Source organism: Kluyvera sichuanensis, assembly GCF_014218705.1.
Classification (GTDB): domain Bacteria; phylum Pseudomonadota; class Gammaproteobacteria; order Enterobacterales; family Enterobacteriaceae; genus Kluyvera; species Kluyvera sichuanensis.
In genome coordinates, this window is record NZ_JABBJF010000006.1 from 80,515 (window position 1) to 98,205 (window position 17,691).

The window sequence follows — 17,691 nt, forward strand, 5'->3', positions numbered from 1 at the left end:
TGAACAACCTATGCCTGATGCGCCACGGAGAACCCCATGGCGCACGAACTACAGCTAATCAAGCAGTCCCCAGGAATCCTGATCCCGGCTAATCCCGAGACCAGTGAAATTCTGCAATCAAAAATTAAGCTTGGCGCCGTGCTGGTGGCCAGGTTCAGACAACCCCGCAACTCCGCATTCCATCGACGCTTCTTCGCGCTGCTTAACCTCGGCTTCGAATACTGGGAACCTACCGGCGGCGCTATCTCGTCGAATGAACGCAAATTGGTGACCGGGTTCGCTAACTTCCTGGCGACGTATGGCGGCAGTTCAAACGCGCTGCAGGATGCCGCTGAGCAATATCTCGAGCAGGTCGCCGGGCGACGCATCACCAACGGCATCAGCCTCTGCAAATCCTACGAAGCGTACCGGGCCTGGGTCATCGTCGAAGCCGGGCATTACGACACCATCAAACTGCCTGACGGCTCACTCCGCAAACATCCCCGCAGCATCTCCTTCGCCAATATGGGCGAAATCGAGTTCCAGCAGCTCTACAAGGCCGCGCTTGATGTCCTGTGGCGCTGGATATTGTCCAAACCATTCCGAACGCAGGATGAGGCTGAGAATGCCGCTGCGCAGCTAATGAGCTTCGGGGGATGATGCCGATGAAATTTTCCTGGTTCCATCATCACGACTGCACCACCGAACAGGCCGACGAGCTGGTGGCGAGCTACCAGCGCCGCGGCGTCAAAGTTGAGCGCAGCCTGAACCGCGACAACATCACCTGGACTGTCAGCGCGCAGCTGCCGGAAGGCGAGAAAGCACCGCGCCCGAGCCGCGTGTGGCAAAACAAGGCGTGGGGGTGAGCATGGCTAAGCTACCGCGCCGCAAGTGCGCCAACAAAGAATGCCGCCAGTGGTTCCACCCGACGCGCGACACGCAGACCGTATGCGGGTACGAGTGCGCCAGCGCAGTCGGCAAAGAACAGGCCAGAAAAGCCCGGGAGGATGCACAGCGCAAGGAGTCTGCCAAGCAGCGCGCCACCGAGAAGAAAGAACGTGCAGCCTGGCGCCAGCGCAAAGCAGCAGTTAAGCCACTGAAGCACTGGGAGGATGTGACCCAGCGCGTCGTCAATGACTACATCCGCGAGCGGGACCATGACCTGCCATGCATCAGCTGCGGCACGTTCGATACCATCCAGTGGGAAGCGGGGCATTACCGTTCACGCGGCAAGGCCTCACACCTCCGCTACACCGAAGACAATATAAATAAACAATGTCACCACTGCAATGTGCAGATGTCGGGAAATCAGCAGCAATACCGCATGGGCCTTATCGAGAAAATCGGGCCTGAGCGCGTCGAGGCGCTCGAAAACAACAACACCCCACACCGATACACCATCGAAGAACTCGAAGCCATCAGGAAGCATTTCAGCGCACTGAGGCGTCATCTCGCCAAAACCAGGGAGGCCGCATGATTTACGACCTCAAATTGCCGCACTGGACATCGCTGCTTAACTGCCCATTCTGTGGTGGCGAGGCAGAACTGGTTGCTGATGGCGATGGCGTTTATGCCGGATGCGCTGCAAAACAGTGCCTGATTAAGCCGATAACCGACACCTATTCAACAAAACGCGACGCAATCCGCGCATGGAACCGGAGGCCAACGTGACCAGAGAACAGATTATCCGATACCAGGCCGAAAGCGTCATGCGCGCCAGACTGCCGCCGGTAGCAAAACATAGCCAGAACCAGACTAAAGCCAAACAGCCAAACAGGGCCGCAGCGTGAATCTTGAAAACACCGTGAAATACCACTTCGCAAAATCCACGCTGATTAGCGACTCTCCGCGCGCTACCGCATCAGATTCACTGACCGGCACCGATATCATGGCTGCCATGGGCATGACACAGGAGCTTGCCGCTTTGGGCTACAGCGCTTTCCTTGGAAAGATGGGCATCAGCCAGAACGACCGCGAGCGGGCGATCTCGTTGCTGGCCGAGTATGCGCTGACCAAATGCGACAAGATTGCCGCGCTGCGCAAGCTCGCCGCTGGGGTTAAGCCGTTGGTCATGCACCAGCTCGCCACCTTCGCTTTTGAGGACTATTCCCGCAGCGCCGCCAGCGTGAAGCAATGTGACTGCTGCAACGGTGAGGGCTTCATTGATGCTGAGGTCTTCAGTATGAAAACCAGTACGCCGGCATGCGCAAAAGAAATCATCAAGAAATCAAAAGAGTGGGGTCTGAAAGTCAACCCTTCTCAGTATCAGAACCGGCGCGAAGTGCGAGAGGTCGCTCGTGTTCTCTGCCATCAGTGTCAGGGGAAAAAGGTCATTAGTTGTGCCTGCTCTGATTGCCGGGGGCGCGGTAAATCGGTGAATCAGGATCTAACTGAGAAGCAGGGAGTGCCGGTGCTGGCAGACTGTAAACGCTGCGGCGGTCGCGGGTACGAGCGGATCCCGTCAACTGAGGCCCACACGGCTGTCTGTCAGATTACGGATGCTATCAGTCTGGACACGTGGAAGAAGTCTGTTAAACCGTTCTACGATCAGTTAATTACGAAATTCGATATCGAAGAAGCCTGGGCTGAAGCGCAACTGAAACAGATAACGCGATAGGGATTGCGGAAATTAGTTAGAGCTATTTACTTTTCCCGAATCTGTGTTAATTTTATTCCAACGATGGGTTAATGCCTTCGTTTCAAGCCCTGCGGTTAACACCGTGGGGCTTTTGCGTTTCTGGAGGATAAGAAAATGCACCAGCAAACGGATAGACCGCAGCCGAAAGGCAAAGCAGCAGTCATGATGCTGCCCCGAGTCGCGTAATGGCGAGCCTGTGTAGTGATGGGTGAGGGTTCATAGATCAAAACAAGCTCCGGTAGAGCAGCGCGAACGCCAGACGCGCACCGGTTATCAGCGGCGATAGAGCGACAGCACCTCAAGGGCATGAGCGTGGCCACTCCGGGTAGTGGCAAAAGTTTTAGGGCTGCGCTAACGCGTGGCCCTTTTTTATTCAGGCCGCCGACAATCACCCTCATAAGCCACGTAGCTATCGTGTCGGACGGCCTCCTCTTACTACATACAGCACCCCGGCCCCATCGGAGGTGAGAGATGTTACGAATGGACAAAATAACCACCGGCGCAGCTTACGGCGCCTCTGCGGGGAGCGTGTTGAACGGCATTCTTAACGCATACAGCCCTGAGCAGTGGAACGCCATTGGCGTACTGGTGGGCATAGTAGTTGCTGTTCTTACGTACCTGACAAATTTGTACTTCAAGATCCGCGAAGATAATCGTCGAGACAGGAGCCAGAATGAACCCGACTCTGAGAAATAAGCTGACGAAGGCCATTCTCGGTGGCTCCGGTGCGATCACCATTGCCGCCGTCATGCTGGGTAATGCTGACGGGGTGGAAGGGCGACGGTATTACGCTTACCAGGATGTCGTCGGAGTATGGACTGTGTGTGATGGACACACTGGCGCTGACGTTCGCAGCGGTCACCGCTACACAGACAAAGAGTGTGATGACCTTCTGCATTCTGATCTGCGAAAGGTGGCGGCTGCCATCGACCCGCTGATTAAGGTTCGCATCCCTGAGCCTACCAGGGCAGCACTTTACTCGTTCACCTATAACGTGGGCGCGGGAGCATTCAGCAAATCAACTCTGCTGAGAAAGCTCAATGCTGGCGATGTAGAAAGTGCCTGCAAAGAGCTGCAGCGCTGGACGTATGCTGGTGGGCAACAGTGGAAAGGGCTTATCACCCGACGTGAGGTAGAGCGCACAGTCTGCGAATGGCAGCAGAAGCCGCAACTATTCAACAATGGTGCTGGACCGCTCAATCCCGGCATATCAACACCGGCACCAGGGGTGTTCTGATGAGACTGCATTACCTAATTGCGATCGCGGTATTCATTCTCTGCCTGTTTGGTGGGTCTTGCTGGTCGGCCTGGTACTACAGCGACAAAGCCAGCCGTGAAAAGGCACGGGCAGATAGCGCAGAACAGCAGGCCGAATCGGCAAACATCGTCACCGCCAATGTCATTCAGACCGTGAACATCATCAACGATATTTCAAAGGCCAACCAGGATGCAAAGAGGCAGATCACAATTGAGTCACAGAGAGCTCAGGCAGATATCAAAGTGGCTGTTGCGGGTGACGATTGCGCTAATCAGTCTGTGCCTGCTGCAGCTGCTGACCGGCTGCGGCAATACGCGGACAGTGTACGTGCCGGTTCCGGTGATACCACTGCCGGCAAGCCTGACAGCTGAGACGCCCCAGCCAGCCATTCCAGAACCGCTGACCTACGGGGCCAGTCTGGATCTGAATGTTAGCCTGCTGTCGGCGCTGGGCCAATGCAATATCGACAAGAGTAGCATCCGGAAGATTGAAGCATCACGCGGCTCAAAGTAGCCATTCCAAAGCTCATCTGCTGGTGGGCTTGATAATGTCGTATCGTTCGAGAAGCCATAATTCGATAGCCAGGCATGCCGTTTTGACAATCTCGGTTATTGACGGTTTTAAGGCGATGACAAGGGATAGGTATGACTCAGGGTACATAAAACCTCCTATAGATTGTGAAGGAGGACGATTCCTTCCTTCTATAGTGCAACCTTAATCATCTCCCTTTAGTCAGGGTTAATTCCAAAGGGAGGCATGGTGGGCATTACAGCAGGCATTCGCTGAGTGCATGTGATAATGTCAAAACACTGTACTCACTGACGCCGCTGAACGGGATTATTTCACTCTCAGAGAGCGAATCGGAACCAGCGGGAAAATGATCGCCGGGTTGCAGGATTACATCAGGCAACAGTGCTTGAAATGATCGTGGCGCAATCGGCTGTCTTATCAGAAGACTCCTTACTGGAAACGAAGACGCGGATGTCACTATTTTAGCGACTACTATCATTAATCCTTCTCAAACTGTGTTTGTTTTGTCGTTCTGTCCGAGCGCCTCTTTTAGGAAGTATAACCAGATATTGGTAATTGGCGGGGCATCGATGTAGGTGTGCAGCGTAGAAGTGGTTGCCTACCATAAACTAACAATAGGGCCGGTTTTGGGTATTTATTAGAATTCGGAATTTTAGTATCGTATGTCGAATGAGATAAACTGCTGCCGAGTAGATATATGAGAACTATTGCAACATGCATGAAATGCTTTCAGGAGCTTGGCCATCCAAGTAATGAAATTGTCTATTTACCATATTACGAAGATAGGATCGCAATTCACAGTTGCTCACATGGACATAAAAATGCTCTCGTGCTTCAAAGCCAGAAGTTTGAGGTCTTATTGGAATCCGGAGCTGAAGCGTTGCTGAAAGGATTTACATTGGAGGCATGCGCAACATTTTATGCGGCGCTTGAAAGAACTTATGAGTTCGCCATCCAAGTCTATGTAGTATCAAGGGATATTGATGGCGAAGCTTTCGTAAGTATGTTTAAGGAAATCGCAAGACAATCAGAAAGACAGATAGGTGTGTTTATGGCTCTGTATCTCCTTGATACGGGGAAGGCTTATAAGTTAGATCCTAGTTTGTCCGAATTTAGAAACAAGGTTATTCACAAAGGGGAAATCCCTACGCCTGAAGCCGCACATGAGTTCTGCTCTAAAATTTACGGGCGGATATCTGAATTGATTGATGTCTTGAAAGTGGCACATTCTGAATCCATTCAAAGTATTGTCATTAATGATATGCTCAAGCGACAATCTAAGTTAGATGCGAATACCACTGTGGCGTCTTCATCTGGAACCTTATTTTTTAGTTTGTCAAATAGCTTGATTAATCGTGATTTCGATTCTAATTTACAGAGCTTTAAGACAACGATAGAAAAAATGTTTGGAGATGAAATTTAAATTCTTCACGCAATTTTATTGCAACCCGCACCCAAATTAATAGTAACTAAACCAGTGTACCCGCTGGTTTTTTGTTGAATCTAATAAGGAGAGGCTATGAACAAGATAGGCAGGCCACTTCCATCACCTGCCTTTGTTGCTGAGTTTGCTCCGCACATTCGGTTGATTCCTACCGATGGACTGTGGGAGTGGGTGCAGGAGCACATCATCGCTGATGGCGCACATCTGCATAATCCCGACCACTTCCACCTTGCTACCACTCACAATTGGGTTAGCCCATTCCAAAGCTCATCTGCGGGTGGGCTTGATAATGGCACCCATCAGCACAGAATTTACTTTTTTGCCATGTTATTTAAGAGTAATCTGACTGCTCTTTTAACAATATGGATTTGTTTTTTATGAAGATATTATGGGGTTTTAGTGTCATCTGTGGTGTGATTGGCTTCCTTCAGGGCGTTGTCGCTGTCTTTGGTGCAACAGGAGCTCCTCAACAAGCAGCTGGTGCGGCTATGGGGCTGGCTTGGGCTGTAATCCCGTACTGCATTTGCCGTGCCATCCAGCAAATGAGCCCACAAAAAGTGATTATTGAGAAGAGCGAATAAGCGCTTAGATTCGCAAATAACCGCCTTCGGGCGGTTTTTTATTGCCATTACCACGGGTGGACCCATCGTAATGGCGGTATGGCTACACTCTTTTCCCGTCAACCGTAACACTGGCATCAGCTGAGCTGTTGGGGATGTAAATTTTGACCTTAGAGCCGCTTTCGGTAATCACCTCAATCGTCACGGATGTTGGCGGTGCGCCAGTATCGTCGCCTGTGAAGGCAGTAACGATCTCTTCTGAGGTTTTATCCTCAATGATTGGCATAAGGTCGCCGTTAACCAAGCCAGCGTAAATCTTCACGTTGCCCATAGGCATCTCCCAAAGGTATTTAAATGGCACTCACTGACAAACAGGATATGTTCTGTCGCGAGTACCTCATCGATTTAAACGCCACTCAGGCAGCAATTCGTGTGGGGTACAGCGCTAAAACTGCTAACCGTACCGCTACAAAGTTGCTGTCAAAAGCTGTCATTCAAAACAGGATTGCTGAACTCAAAGCCAAGCGCAACGAAGATGTGGGTATTGATGCCGATTATGTGCTCCGGCGCTTGGTTGAGATCGACCAGATGGATGTTTTAGACATCCTCAATGATGACGGCAGCCTCAAACCAATTACTTCATGGCCGAAGGCCTGGCGAATTTCTCTAACCGGCCTGGATATCAGCACCACGATACAAAACTTCGACGAAGAGACCGCAGAAACCATCCTCAAAAAGGTTAAGTGGCCTGACAAGGTGAAGAACCTTGAACTGCTCGGTAAGCACGTTCGCGTGCAAGCCTTCAAAGAGCAGGTCGAACAGAAAGTAGTAGCTACCCACAACGTCATGCTGGTGCCGACCAGCGACAACGTGGATAACTGGGAAGCGGCAGCACAGAAACAGCAGAGCGAGGTTCTTGGTGGATGAATTACAAAGCCGTCTGGAAACCTTTGCCGGGATCGCAATCGCTCTCCCTGAGCTGCCCGTGTAACGAAATCCTCTACGAGGGTACGCGTGGACCGGGTAAAACCGCCGCGCAGCTGGCGCGCTTCCGTCGCCTTGTTGGCCTGGGCTATGGCTCGTTCTGGCGTGGCGTGATATTCGATACCGAGTATAAGAACCTCACCGACATCATCACCCAATCGAAGCGAATGTACCGCCTGTTTAACGACGGTGCACGCTATCTGGCGTCGGCCAGTGAATTACGTTGGGTTTGGCCAACTGGCGAAGAACTGCTGTTCCGTTTCGGGAAAGAAGAGGGCGATTACTGGGACTATCACGGGCAGGAGTTCCCGTTTATCGGGTTCAACGAGCTGACAAAACAGCAGTCCGCAGAGTTCTACGAAATGATGTTCTCCTGCCGGCGATCGTCGTTCCGGCCAGAAAACTACCCGCTGGCGGACGGCTCGCTGCTTAAGCCGATCCCCTTGGAGACGTTCAGCACGACCAACCCGTTTGGCATCGGCCATACCTGGGTGAAGAAACGATTCATCGAACCTGCGCCGCGCGGCACCATCATTCGCGAAACACAGAAGGTGTTTAACCCGCAGACCGAACGAGAAGAGGACGTGACGCTTACCCGCGTGGCGATTCACGGTTCGTTCAAAGAGAACCCGTATCTGGATCCGCAGTACATCGCGACACTGATGTCCATCAAGGACCCAAACCGGCGCAAAGCATGGGTAGAGGGCTCCTGGGATGTCACCAGCGGCGGGCGCTTTGACCACTTGTGGAATGCATCGCTGCATGTCATTAAGCCGTTCCGTATCCCGGATAGCTGGACGGTTGACCGCTCCCATGACTGGGGTGAGTCGAAACCCTTCTCTAATCTCTGGTGGGCGCGTGCCGACGGCACCGCCGCAGAGTTGCCCGATGGTCGACAGTTCTGCCCGCCTGCCGGGTCGCTGATACTAATTGGCGAGTGGTACGGCTGTCCGCCTGACGAGCTGAATAAAGGCCTCAATATGTCCTCAACGAACGTCGCTAAAGGCGTGGCTTGGGTGGATAAACGGCTGGTGGGGGAGGAACTGGCTGAACCCGAAGAGATAAAGCTCAACGGGGTCACGCAGGGGCAACTGAATATCATGCCCGGCATCTGCAAGAAAATTGTTCCTGGCCCTGCTGACGGTGCGATCTACAACACCGGCGATGATGAGTTATCTATTGCGCAGAAGATGGAATCACAGGGCGTTAAATGGGTTCCATCCAACAAGAAGCCGGGATCGCGTGTGAACGGTGCGGCCCTGTTTGCTGACATGCTCGAGGCCGTCATTGAAGGTAAGAAACTGGAGTCAGGCACGCCTGAGAAACCAGCGTTTTACGTGTTTGATTACTGCCGTGGCTGGATAAGCCGTGTGCCAGTGCTAGTGCGCGACAGTAAGAACCCTGACGATGTAGACACCCAGCAGGAAGATCACGACTGGGATGGCACGCGCTACGCCGTCCTGCACTTACCGCCGAAGAAAGTCGGCAAAGTCACCAATCTGAGGCTCTAACCCCATGCCTGATATTTCAACACCCAATCTGGACTATGGGAACATGGTGCAGGCGTGGGACATTAACGACGCCCTGATGGGTGGCACGCTGTACATGCGCCAGCTTGGTGAGGCATATCTGCCACGCTGGCCGAAAGAAGACAAAGAGGACTACAAAAAGCGCCTGGCTGTGGCCACGCTGCTGCCTGCTTACGAAGAGACCATCAACCAGAACGTTGGGCGAGTATTTGCGGAGCCAATCCAGCTGGGCGAGAACGTCCCGGACCGGCTGCGCGAGTTTGCGAAGGATGTGGATCTGGAAGGCAGTCGCCTCGATGTGTGGGCGCAGGCGTTCTTCAGCCTGGCGATGCAGTATGGCCTGTCTCATGCGCTGGTGGATTATCCCCGGGTGGACGCCGAACAGGTAAAGACCAAAGCGGATGAGAAAGCCACTGGCGCGCGACCATACGTCACCATGCTCAATCCCCGCCAAGTGATTGGCTGGAAGTCGAAGATGGTCGGCGGCAAGGTGCAGCTCACAGCACTACGCATCAAAGAGGTGGTGGTCGAAGATGGCGACGACTTCGGGCAGACCAAAGTTGAGCAGATTCGACTGCTGACGCCCGGGAAGGTGCAGATTTACCGCAAGGCGACCGGCGACAACGCCCAGGCAAACTGGACGCTGCACGAAGAATGGCAAACCTCCCGCAGGGATATCACCCTGGTCACGCTCTATACCAAGCGCACCGGCTTCATGTGCGGCTCGCCGCCGCTGCTCAACATGGCGCTGCTGAACGTTAAGCACTGGCAGAGCCAGAGCGAGCAGGACAACATCCTGCACGTCGCCCGGGTGCCGATACTGACTGTGTTCGGGTTGGAAGAGGGGCAGGAGTTGGTGATTGGCTCTTCCTCTGCGGCAAGTTTTAACGATCGGCAGAAACAGGGCCTCGAATACGTCGAGCACACCGGATCTTCTATCGGCGCTGGCAAGGAGTCCTTGACCGACCTCGTGGAGCAGATGCGCCAGGCGGGCGCGAAGCTGCTGCGCACTGACAACACCTCCACGAAGTCGGTAGACCAGACCTCAGAGGAAAAGATGCAGGAGCAGTCGCCGCTCTACACCATGGCAACCAGCCTGGAAGATGCGCTCGACAACATCCTGCAGATTATGGCCGAGTACATTGGTGAAAAGGACGGCGGCAACGTCGATGTCCGCACCGAGCTGGATGTTGAGTCGAAAGAGTTCAACCCTCCGGCGGCGCTGGCCATCCAGTCGCTGCGCCAGGGCGGTGATATTCGTCGTGTTGACGCGATTAAATCCCTCCAGAAGCTGAACATCATCGATGCTGATGCGGATCCAGACGTAGTTCTGAATGAATTACTGGCTGAGTCGGCCTCACTGACCGAACCGCCACCTGGCGAGGTGTGATATGGCGCGCACCGTCAATGACAGGCTCCAGGATGAAACCATAGCGCATGGCCTGTATGTTACGCGCTACGGTACTGGCGTTGCCCGGCGAATGGTGTCACTGCTTAACAAAATGGATGCTGACCTGGCTGCCAAACTGCTGGTGCTGTTGGACGGCAAGCGCGCTGATACCTACAGCGCCCGCCGCCTGGCATCACTGCTGGTGGGTGTGCGTGACCTGAACCAGCAGGCCTACGAACCGGTTAACTCTGCGCTGGCACGCGAACTGACGAGCTACGTTGAGTACGAGGCCGGGTATCAACTGGACCTGTTCAGCAGCATCATTCCGAAGCAGATTCTCCAGCACGTTCCACTCCAGAGCATCGCGCCTGAGCAGGTTTACGCTGCGGCAGTGGCGCAGCCCTTCCAGGGGCGGTTGCTGAAGGAGTGGGGGCAGAAGCTTGAAGCTGACCGGCTGGACAAAATCACCAACGCTGTACGCACCGGGTTCCTTCAGGGCGAAACGGTAGAGCAAATCGTTAAGCGCGTTGCCGGTACGCCGAAACTCAACCGCGAGGACGGGGTGATCAACACCTCCCGGCGTGACTTGGCTGTGGTGGCACGCACGGCGGTGAATCACATGGCGGCATCGGCGCGTCAGGACTTCGCCCAGGCCAACAGCGATATCGTGAAGGCCAAGCAGTGGTCATCCACACTCGATACCCATACGAGCCAGTGGTGCATTATCCGCGACCGCAAACTCTACACCCTCGACGGCAAGCCGCTGGGGCACGTTGTTCCGTATCTGCGAGGGCCAGGCAAAATTCACTTCTGCTGTCGGTCTGGTGAAATCCTGATTACCAAATCGTGGGAAGAGCTGATGATTGCGCCCAGCGCGCTGAGTAGCGCCACACGCGCCTCAATGGACGGTCAGGTGCCTGCGCATACCAGTTATGCCGATTGGCTTGCCCGGCAGCCATACGCGCGGCAGGAGCAGGTGCTGGGTGTTACCCGCGCCATGATGCTGCGCGACGGCAAAATCACAGTGCCGGAGTTGTTCACCGATGCCGGGGAGTTCCTGACCCTGGACGAACTGCGCCGCGTGGATGCGTCGGCGTTTGAATAAACGTAAGTGCAGGAGTGGCAATGCAACTTCCTTCAACGTGGAAATCCAGAGGCCAGAAGAACCATTTGGTGACTGAGTTTGCCGATGGCGATACCACTCTCGTCGTTTATAAATTCTGGCTCCGGAGAAAACAAAGATGGAGCTATGTCACCGAGGAAAGATGGCTGGTTGAATACGAGCTTGGTCTCATTTCCAAACAATCCTAACAGGCTGCCTCCGGGCAGCTTTTTTATGCCTGCCGCTGAGCGGATGCGACGCGGTGACCGGGTCGGATGACCTATTACCAATGGCCGGAAGGCTGGAGCAAAACAATGAAACTCAAACTCGATGCTAACGGCAATGTGGTCGTTGAAAACGGTATGCCGGTTTACACCCATGATGACGGCAAAGAAATCCCGTTCGACGCGGTCGCAGCGATGACCAAAATCACTTCCCTGAATGGTGAAGCGAAGACTCACCGTGAGGCGAAAGAAGCGGCGGAAGCCGGTCTCGCGAAATTCGCTGGCATCACCGACCCGACCAAGGCGATCGAAGCCCTGGAGATGATGACCAAAATCGACCAGAAAAAGCTGATCGACGCCGGCGCCGTTGACCAGGTTAAAGCCGAAATCACTAAGGTCTTCCAGCAACAACTGGACGAAGCCAATGGGCGCAACCAGAAACTGGAAACCCAGCTCTACGACGAGATGATCGGCGGTCGCTTCGGTGGCTCTAAGTTCATCACTGAGAAGATGGCGATCCCGGCTGAGTTCGTGCGTTCCCACTTCGGCCAGAACTTCAAAATCGAAGACGGCAAGGTCGTGGCCTACGACGGACAGGGCAACAAGGTGTTCTCCCGCACCAAACCTGGTGAACTGGCTGGCTTCGACGAAGCGCTGGAATCTCTGGTCGAGTTGCATCCGCAGAAAGACTACATCCTCAAAGCGTCCGGCAATAGCGGCGGTGGCTCCCAGCAGTCGCAGCATCAGGCCGGGCAAAAAACCATGAAACGCGGTGCGTTTGATTCCCTGGATAACGCTGGCAAGCAGGCTGCGTTGAAAGACGGCGTCAGCATCGTCGATTAAATCGAAAGGAGCCATAAATGGCAGGCAATACCCTCACTGGTCTGATCCCGACCATCTATACCGCGCTGGACGTTGTTTCCCGCGAACAAACTGGCTTCATTCCTGCTGTTGCGCGCGACGCAAAAGCAGATGCAGCGGCGAAAGACCAGACCGTGCGTGCGCCCGTCGCACCTGCGGCCACCACTGAAGACATTGTACCGGGCCCGGCAGCACCGAATACCGGTGAACAGACCATCGGTGGTGTGGATGTGAAAATCACCAAATCCAAAATGGCCCCGGTCAAATGGAACGGTGAAGAGCAGTTGGCACTTGGCCCGGCTGGTACCTACAACATCATTCTGGCCGACCAGTTCAAACAGGCGTTCCGCGCCTTGTCGAACGAAGTTGATGCTGACCTTGCTGCATTGTACCTCAACTCCTCGCGCGCTGTTGGTGCACCGAAAGATACGCCGTTTAGCATCAAGGACGATCTGTCAGATGCGGCACTGGCACGCCAAATCCTGACCGATAACGGCGCGCCAACCACCGACCTGCGCATGGTGCTTGGCGGCGAAGCGATGGCATCCATTCGTGGTAAGCAGTCCGTATTGTTCAAAGCGAACGAGGCGGGCACTGACCAACTGCTGCGTGAAGGTGTTATCGGTCGCATCATGGGCTTCAACCTCCATGAGTCCTTCAGCATTAAGCGCACCGCGAAAAGCACCGCGGCTGGTTACAAGGTCAACGGTGCCAAGAAAGAGGGCGATATCATCGTTGCTATCTCGGCGGGCACCGGCGGCATTGCTGCGGGCACTGCTGTGAAGTTTGATGGTGATGACAACCAGTACCTGGTTGTGGCAGCAACGTCTTCCAGCATTACCATCAGCGCACCAGGCCTCCGTCACTGTGCTCAGCGAGTTTACGCCGAACATGGCGTTTGACCGCGGTGCATTCCTGCTGGCGAGTCGCACCCCTGCGATGCCTGAAGGTGGCGATACTGCTGATGACGTCATGAACGTGACCGATCCGGCATCAGGCATCACTTTCCAGGTTGCTCTGTACCGTCAGTACCGTCAGGTGCGTTACGAGGTCGGTCTGGCGTGGGGTGTGGCCGCCGTGGCGCCGCGCCATTCCGCCATCATCATGGGCTAACCACAGGGGCTTCGGCCCCTTTGTTTTTCAGGAGGCCCAATGGCCGGATTGACCAGAGAGCAGCGCGCACAGCGCGAGGCTGAAAAGCTTGCGGCGCAGAACGGCACTGAACATGCTCCTGCCCAGCAGGAACAGCAGCAGGAACAGCAGCAGGAACAGCAGCAGGAACAGCAGCAGGAACAGCAGCAGGAACAGCAGCAGGAACAGCAGCAGGAACAGCCAGGCATTGAACTGGTGGTCATGGTGCGTGATATCCCTGAGTTCCCCGGCGGCCCGTTGAGCGCTGATGTTCATCCTGACGAAGTTGACAACTGGCTGGCGCTGGACTGGCGTCTGGAGGAATAACCATGCTGGTGGCCGATCCTCATTCGCCAGACTTTAACACCTACGCCAGCGTTGTTGACCTGCGCGCGTTCGCGGCGGGGCGCGGATATACCGTACCTGCCGATGATGGTGAGTGCGGCCAGATGCTGATGCAGGCGATGGACTATCTGGAAGGGCAGCAATGGCGCGGCCAGCGCTCCAGCGCAACTCAGTCGCTGTCGTGGCCTCGCTCTGGCGTGCGATTCGATGGCGTTGACCTGCTGGATGATGCTATCCCACAACGGCTGGTTGATGCGCAGTGCCGCCTGGCTATCGAGTCGCAGGAGATTGACTTAACGCCTTCGGTTGCTGGTGGCGGCGCGGTGACGATGGAGCGCGTCGAGGGGGTAATAACCGTTCAGTATGAGGCGGGCACGAACAAGGCTGCGCCGTCGTTCCCCTGGTTCTATTCCTCGCTGCGCGAGCTGGTGGTGGGTGGCAATCAAATCCGTATCGAAAGGGGCTGATATGGCAATCAACTACCTCCGTATGCGAGCTACCGCAACCCGACTGCTAACCGAAAACGGCAAAACCTACCAACTGACCCGCGGCGGCAGCATCACCCGCGATCAGTTCGGTAAAGAGGTCACCATCCCAGCCATTACCGCGACCGTCACTGGCGTTATCACCGAATACTCCTCCCGCGAAATTGATGGCTCCCTGATCGCCACCGGCGATAAGAAGCTGGCGACCACGTTCGAAACGGAAGTGCGTATTGATGACCGCATCGAAATCGACGGCAAGAAATGGCGCGTGGTGCAACCGAACCCGGTTAAGCCTGCTGACGTGCTTATCTCCTACAACATCCAACTGAGGGCGTGAGTATGGCCAGCACAGCTAATCAGCCGTTCCTGGCTGCCATTCAGTTATTCGTGGATAGTTCTAAGCAGGAAATGGACGAGGTTGTGCGCCGGACGGGTATCAAAATACTGGGCCGCCTGGTTGAGATGTCCCCCGTGGGTCAGCCTGAAACGTGGGAAGTGAATCAGACGGCGTCAGCCTATAACACTGCCGTTCGTGAGCATAACGCAGCGCTTCGCGATGACCCAGCAAACGTGACGAAGTCCGGGCGCCTTAAACGCGGGCTGCGAGTGAACGACTCGATGGACATCAAAAAGCCTGACGGCTATGTCGGCGGGCGCTTCAAGAACAACTGGTATGTGGGCTTTGATAGCCAGCCGACCCAATCCAACGATACACCTGATGCCTCCGGCCAGGGTTCCAACTCCCGCGGTCTGGCGGTGCTCGAGGTGTTCCGGGTAGGCCAGGTCAGCTCGATTTTCTTCACCAATAATCTGCCATATGCAGCAGCACTGGAGAACGGGCATTCCGGCCAGGCACCCGGCGGCATGGTGGGTATCACTGCGCTGGATGCTGCGCAGTTGTTCCGTGAGGCAATGAGCGAGGTGCGCAATGGCCAGTGACCAGTCAATGCGAATTGCTGAACTACTGGAGAGCCGCATTGCGGTTATCTGCTCTTCTCTCGGGCTGCCAGTAGCCTGGCCGAATATACCGTTCACTCCCCCGGATAGCTCACCATACGGGCGTGCTTATGTTCTGCCGGCGCAGACGGTGGGGCAAGACCTGGGTGGTCAATTGCGAACCTATCAGGGCATCCTGCAGTTCAACGTCATTGATCCCGCAGGTGGCGGCGTCACTCAGGCCAGGGGGCTGGCAAAGTCTGTCGCTGATGCGTTTCCGGAGGGACTTCCGCTGGTGGATGGTGACCTGACGGTCTACATCAACGGGCCGCCACAGATTCGCTCACCAATACAGGATCGCCCGACCTCTGCACCAAACGGCAGTAGTGGCTCCATCACCTATACCATCCCCATCGGCATGCAATATCGCGCTGATTACTGACCCGCCGCCCGGCGGGTTTTTTATTACCTAAATTCAGGAGAATGCAATGGCATTCGCAATCCCTAACGGGTCGCGTGTAAACGTGGCCAAGGCCTATCTGGCCGCAATTACCTTTACTGCGGCATCCAATGCGACGGAATGCGAACTGACCGTTGCCTCGGCTGCCGGCATTCTGGCTGGCGATGTTGTCCAGGTTAACTCTGGCTGGCTGAAGCTCGATAACATGGTACTTCGCGTGAAGTCGGTCACTGGTACCAAAATCGTGCTGGAAGCGTTCGATACCACCGATACCAATAAATTCCCGGCCGGTACTGGCGCGGGCACGCTTCGCAAAATTGACTCGTGGATCACCATGCCACAGGTCATGACCTTATCTACCGAAGGTGGCGACCAGCAGACCATCAGCGTGCAGTTCCTGGAAGATGATAAGGCTCGTACTATCCCGACGTTTAAAAACGCGGTCGTTCAGGTCTATACCTTCGCTCACGATCCGTTGCTCGCCATCTACAAACGACTCATTGAACTGGATGAGTCAAGCGATACGACGGCAATCTGGTTCCACAACCAGCGCGGCAAGGCTGACCGTTACTATTCTGCGAAAGTCTCATTCCAGAAGGTTCCAAAGACTGAAATCAACGCCGTAGAAAGCAACGAAGCGCGCATGAACTTCGAATCGGATATGCAGATTTACCCGATCGCTGACTCTTCCGCTGTGCCGCTGGCGTTCCTGACAGACCTGCTGGCAACCAAGTCTGTTGCCTCTGGCTCACCTCTGGACCTGGCTGTTGTCATGCAGGGTGGTTCAGCGCCTTACACCTACGTATGGAAGAAAGGAGGTACCGCCATTCCTGGCAAAACCGCTTCGACGTTCAATATCCCATCGGTGGCATCCGGCGATGCAGGCTCTTATACCTGCGAAGTCACCGACGCCGCAGGCAAGACGCTTACCTCGGCTGCTTGCGCCGTCACTGTCAGCTAATCCTTGAAACCCGGTTCGCCGGGTTAATCAGTGCCTCGAACAGTTCTCTTTGAAATATGCATTTACTCCTACAAGGACAGTATCAATCGTGTTTTACTGGAGTTTGGAGGAACCTACTCAAAGTAAACCCCTGAATTTTTGACTAAAGATAATAATTAATCCTGTCGATAACTAAGCGATTTTTTGAGTTAAAACTAAAGTCGATTGATGCAAGGGGATATGTTTATGAACTTTTTGATTTTTGTACTGGCTATTGTCGTTGCTGTTTTCGTTTATAGAAAATCCAAAAGCAGATCATTGACGAAAGGTCGGAGCAAGGTTAGAGCAACTGTAACTGCATTTGCTTTATCATTTTTTTCTTTCATCATTCTTCTCTCGTTTGGAAGCAAGGAGCAGTCTTCAGTTCAAGAGAAAACAGTCGCTACTCTTAAGGATTCAGGCGGAGAAAAAGTCGATTTTGATCTGGTGGATAATTTTCAGAAGTCAATCTTTGATGAAATTAAGGCCATGCCAAATGGCGTCAACTATTCTAAGGAAGTATTTGATAGAGATAGAGCTTTATCCATCTTCAAGAACTATGGCGTTCGCATGAAAGATTTTGACTCAAACGTCAAAGATATTTGTAGTGCTGGCTATAACAAATGGCAGTCCTTCTATAAGTACGAAACAAGCACATGGTTACCATTAAACTCTGAAAATTATATTGTCCAGGCTGAAGTTGAGCGAAGGGATGCCTTTAATAAAAAGAATATGGAAATGCTCAAAATTGAAACGAAAAAAATGATGGATTGCTTCTTTGAGGAGTCGCAAAAGTTACCTCAGCACATTACGCGTCAGAAACGGGATGTGTGAGAAGAAGAGCGGTTCTTAAAT

General features: G+C 54.1%; 26 protein-coding genes and 2 pseudogenes. 27 read left to right on the plus strand and 1 reads right to left on the minus strand.

What is annotated here, in order from left to right:
* Positions 1–36 precede the first annotated feature (36 nt).
* The 13 genes and pseudogenes from HII27_RS09160 (at position 37) to HII27_RS09220 (ending at position 6,431) form a co-directional block, all read left to right on the plus strand.
* Entirely contained in the window at positions 37–639 is a 603-nt protein-coding gene (locus tag HII27_RS09160; protein ID WP_185667608.1) for a DUF1367 family protein, read from the plus strand.
* Entirely contained in the window at positions 639–845 is a 207-nt protein-coding gene (locus HII27_RS09165) for a hypothetical protein (RefSeq protein ID WP_185667770.1), read from the plus strand. The genes HII27_RS09160 and HII27_RS09165 overlap by 1 nt, the downstream gene beginning before the upstream one ends.
* Before the next feature lie 2 nt (positions 846–847).
* Complete coding sequence (locus HII27_RS09170; protein ID WP_185667609.1) at positions 848–1,456, plus strand: recombination protein NinG; 609 nt, start codon at positions 848–850, stop codon at positions 1,454–1,456.
* Positions 1,453–1,650, plus strand: a complete 198-nt coding sequence (locus HII27_RS09175; RefSeq protein ID WP_185667610.1) for a Lar family restriction alleviation protein — start codon at positions 1,453–1,455, stop codon at positions 1,648–1,650. Before HII27_RS09170 ends, HII27_RS09175 begins: the two co-directional genes overlap by 4 nt.
* Positions 1,647–1,769, plus strand: a complete 123-nt coding sequence (locus HII27_RS09180; protein WP_185667611.1) for a hypothetical protein — start codon at positions 1,647–1,649, stop codon at positions 1,767–1,769. The genes HII27_RS09175 and HII27_RS09180 overlap by 4 nt, the downstream gene beginning before the upstream one ends.
* Complete coding sequence (locus tag HII27_RS09185) at positions 1,766–2,596, plus strand: antitermination protein (RefSeq protein WP_185667612.1); 831 nt, start codon at positions 1,766–1,768, stop codon at positions 2,594–2,596. Before HII27_RS09180 ends, HII27_RS09185 begins: the two co-directional genes overlap by 4 nt.
* A gap of 492 nt (positions 2,597–3,088) precedes the next feature.
* Entirely contained in the window at positions 3,089–3,313 is a 225-nt protein-coding gene (locus HII27_RS09190) for a class II holin family protein (RefSeq protein WP_185667613.1), read from the plus strand.
* Positions 3,291–3,854 (plus strand): lysozyme, encoded by a 564-nt coding sequence (locus HII27_RS09195; RefSeq protein ID WP_185667614.1) that lies wholly within the window; start codon positions 3,291–3,293, stop codon positions 3,852–3,854. The genes HII27_RS09190 and HII27_RS09195 overlap by 23 nt, the downstream gene beginning before the upstream one ends.
* Positions 3,855–4,064: 210 nt before the next feature.
* Complete coding sequence (lysC, locus tag HII27_RS27120) at positions 4,065–4,388, plus strand: Rz1-like lysis system protein LysC (protein ID WP_396401354.1); 324 nt, start codon at positions 4,065–4,067, stop codon at positions 4,386–4,388.
* A 301-nt stretch (positions 4,389–4,689) separates the two neighbouring features.
* A pseudogene (locus tag HII27_RS09205) lies at positions 4,690–4,800 on the plus strand (lysis system i-spanin subunit Rz); the annotation flags it as partial.
* Between the two features lie 303 nt (positions 4,801–5,103).
* A complete protein-coding gene (locus HII27_RS09210) occupies positions 5,104–5,829 on the plus strand; it encodes a hypothetical protein (protein ID WP_185667616.1) in 726 nt (241 codons plus the stop codon).
* 96 nt (positions 5,830–5,925) lie between these two features.
* Positions 5,926–6,231, plus strand: coding sequence for a hypothetical protein (locus HII27_RS09215; protein WP_185667617.1), 306 nt, complete (start codon positions 5,926–5,928; stop codon positions 6,229–6,231).
* Positions 6,228–6,431: a hypothetical protein gene (locus HII27_RS09220; protein ID WP_185667618.1), complete on the plus strand. Its 204-nt coding sequence runs from the start codon at positions 6,228–6,230 to the stop codon at positions 6,429–6,431. Before HII27_RS09215 ends, HII27_RS09220 begins: the two co-directional genes overlap by 4 nt.
* Positions 6,432–6,513: 82 nt before the next feature.
* Here HII27_RS09220 and HII27_RS09225 read toward each other — a convergent pair whose 3' ends face one another.
* Positions 6,514–6,741 carry a hypothetical protein gene (locus HII27_RS09225; protein WP_185667619.1) on the minus strand — a complete coding sequence of 76 codons (228 nt, stop codon included), beginning with the start codon at positions 6,739–6,741 and terminating at the stop codon, positions 6,514–6,516.
* Positions 6,742–6,764: 23 nt separating this feature from the next.
* Here HII27_RS09225 and HII27_RS09230 point away from each other — a divergent pair, with 23 nt between their 5' ends.
* The 14 genes and pseudogenes from HII27_RS09230 (at position 6,765) to HII27_RS09295 (ending at position 17,670) form a co-directional block, all read left to right on the plus strand.
* Positions 6,765–7,337: a terminase small subunit gene (locus HII27_RS09230; RefSeq protein ID WP_185667620.1), complete on the plus strand. Its 573-nt coding sequence runs from the start codon at positions 6,765–6,767 to the stop codon at positions 7,335–7,337.
* Positions 7,334–8,905 (plus strand): terminase, encoded by a 1,572-nt coding sequence (locus HII27_RS09235; protein WP_185667621.1) that lies wholly within the window; start codon positions 7,334–7,336, stop codon positions 8,903–8,905. The genes HII27_RS09230 and HII27_RS09235 overlap by 4 nt, the downstream gene beginning before the upstream one ends.
* A 4-nt stretch (positions 8,906–8,909) precedes the next feature.
* Positions 8,910–10,313, plus strand: a complete 1,404-nt coding sequence (locus tag HII27_RS09240) for a DUF4055 domain-containing protein (protein WP_185667622.1) — start codon at positions 8,910–8,912, stop codon at positions 10,311–10,313.
* A gap of 1 nt (position 10,314) precedes the next feature.
* Positions 10,315–11,418, plus strand: a complete 1,104-nt coding sequence (locus HII27_RS09245) for a phage minor head protein (RefSeq protein ID WP_185667623.1) — start codon at positions 10,315–10,317, stop codon at positions 11,416–11,418.
* Between the two features lie 20 nt (positions 11,419–11,438).
* On the plus strand, positions 11,439–11,624 hold the full coding sequence (locus HII27_RS09250) for a hypothetical protein (protein WP_185667624.1): 186 nt from the start codon (positions 11,439–11,441) through the stop codon (positions 11,622–11,624).
* A gap of 105 nt (positions 11,625–11,729) precedes the next feature.
* The gene (locus HII27_RS09255; protein ID WP_185667625.1) at positions 11,730–12,482 is read left to right on the plus strand and encodes a DUF6651 domain-containing protein; all 753 of its coding nucleotides are present in this window, start codon (positions 11,730–11,732) and stop codon (positions 12,480–12,482) included.
* 17 nt (positions 12,483–12,499) lie between these two features.
* Positions 12,500–13,613: pseudogene (locus tag HII27_RS09260) on the plus strand (P22 phage major capsid protein family protein).
* A gap of 39 nt (positions 13,614–13,652) precedes the next feature.
* Entirely contained in the window at positions 13,653–13,958 is a 306-nt protein-coding gene (locus tag HII27_RS09265) for a hypothetical protein (RefSeq protein WP_185667626.1), read from the plus strand.
* A 2-nt stretch (positions 13,959–13,960) separates the two neighbouring features.
* A complete protein-coding gene (locus HII27_RS09270; protein WP_035895708.1) occupies positions 13,961–14,443 on the plus strand; it encodes a DnaT-like ssDNA-binding protein in 483 nt (160 codons plus the stop codon).
* 1 nt (position 14,444) lies between these two features.
* A complete protein-coding gene (locus HII27_RS09275; RefSeq protein WP_035895706.1) occupies positions 14,445–14,798 on the plus strand; it encodes a hypothetical protein in 354 nt (117 codons plus the stop codon).
* A 2-nt stretch (positions 14,799–14,800) separates the two neighbouring features.
* Positions 14,801–15,400 (plus strand): hypothetical protein, encoded by a 600-nt coding sequence (locus HII27_RS09280; RefSeq protein WP_035895704.1) that lies wholly within the window; start codon positions 14,801–14,803, stop codon positions 15,398–15,400.
* Positions 15,390–15,839, plus strand: coding sequence for a phage tail terminator-like protein (locus tag HII27_RS09285; RefSeq protein WP_185667627.1), 450 nt, complete (start codon positions 15,390–15,392; stop codon positions 15,837–15,839). Before HII27_RS09280 ends, HII27_RS09285 begins: the two co-directional genes overlap by 11 nt.
* 46 nt (positions 15,840–15,885) lie before the next feature.
* The gene (locus tag HII27_RS09290) at positions 15,886–16,818 is read left to right on the plus strand and encodes a phage tail tube protein (RefSeq protein WP_185667628.1); all 933 of its coding nucleotides are present in this window, start codon (positions 15,886–15,888) and stop codon (positions 16,816–16,818) included.
* A 225-nt stretch (positions 16,819–17,043) separates the two neighbouring features.
* Entirely contained in the window at positions 17,044–17,670 is a 627-nt protein-coding gene (locus tag HII27_RS09295) for a hypothetical protein (protein WP_185667629.1), read from the plus strand.
* Positions 17,671–17,691: the final 21 nt, after the last annotated feature.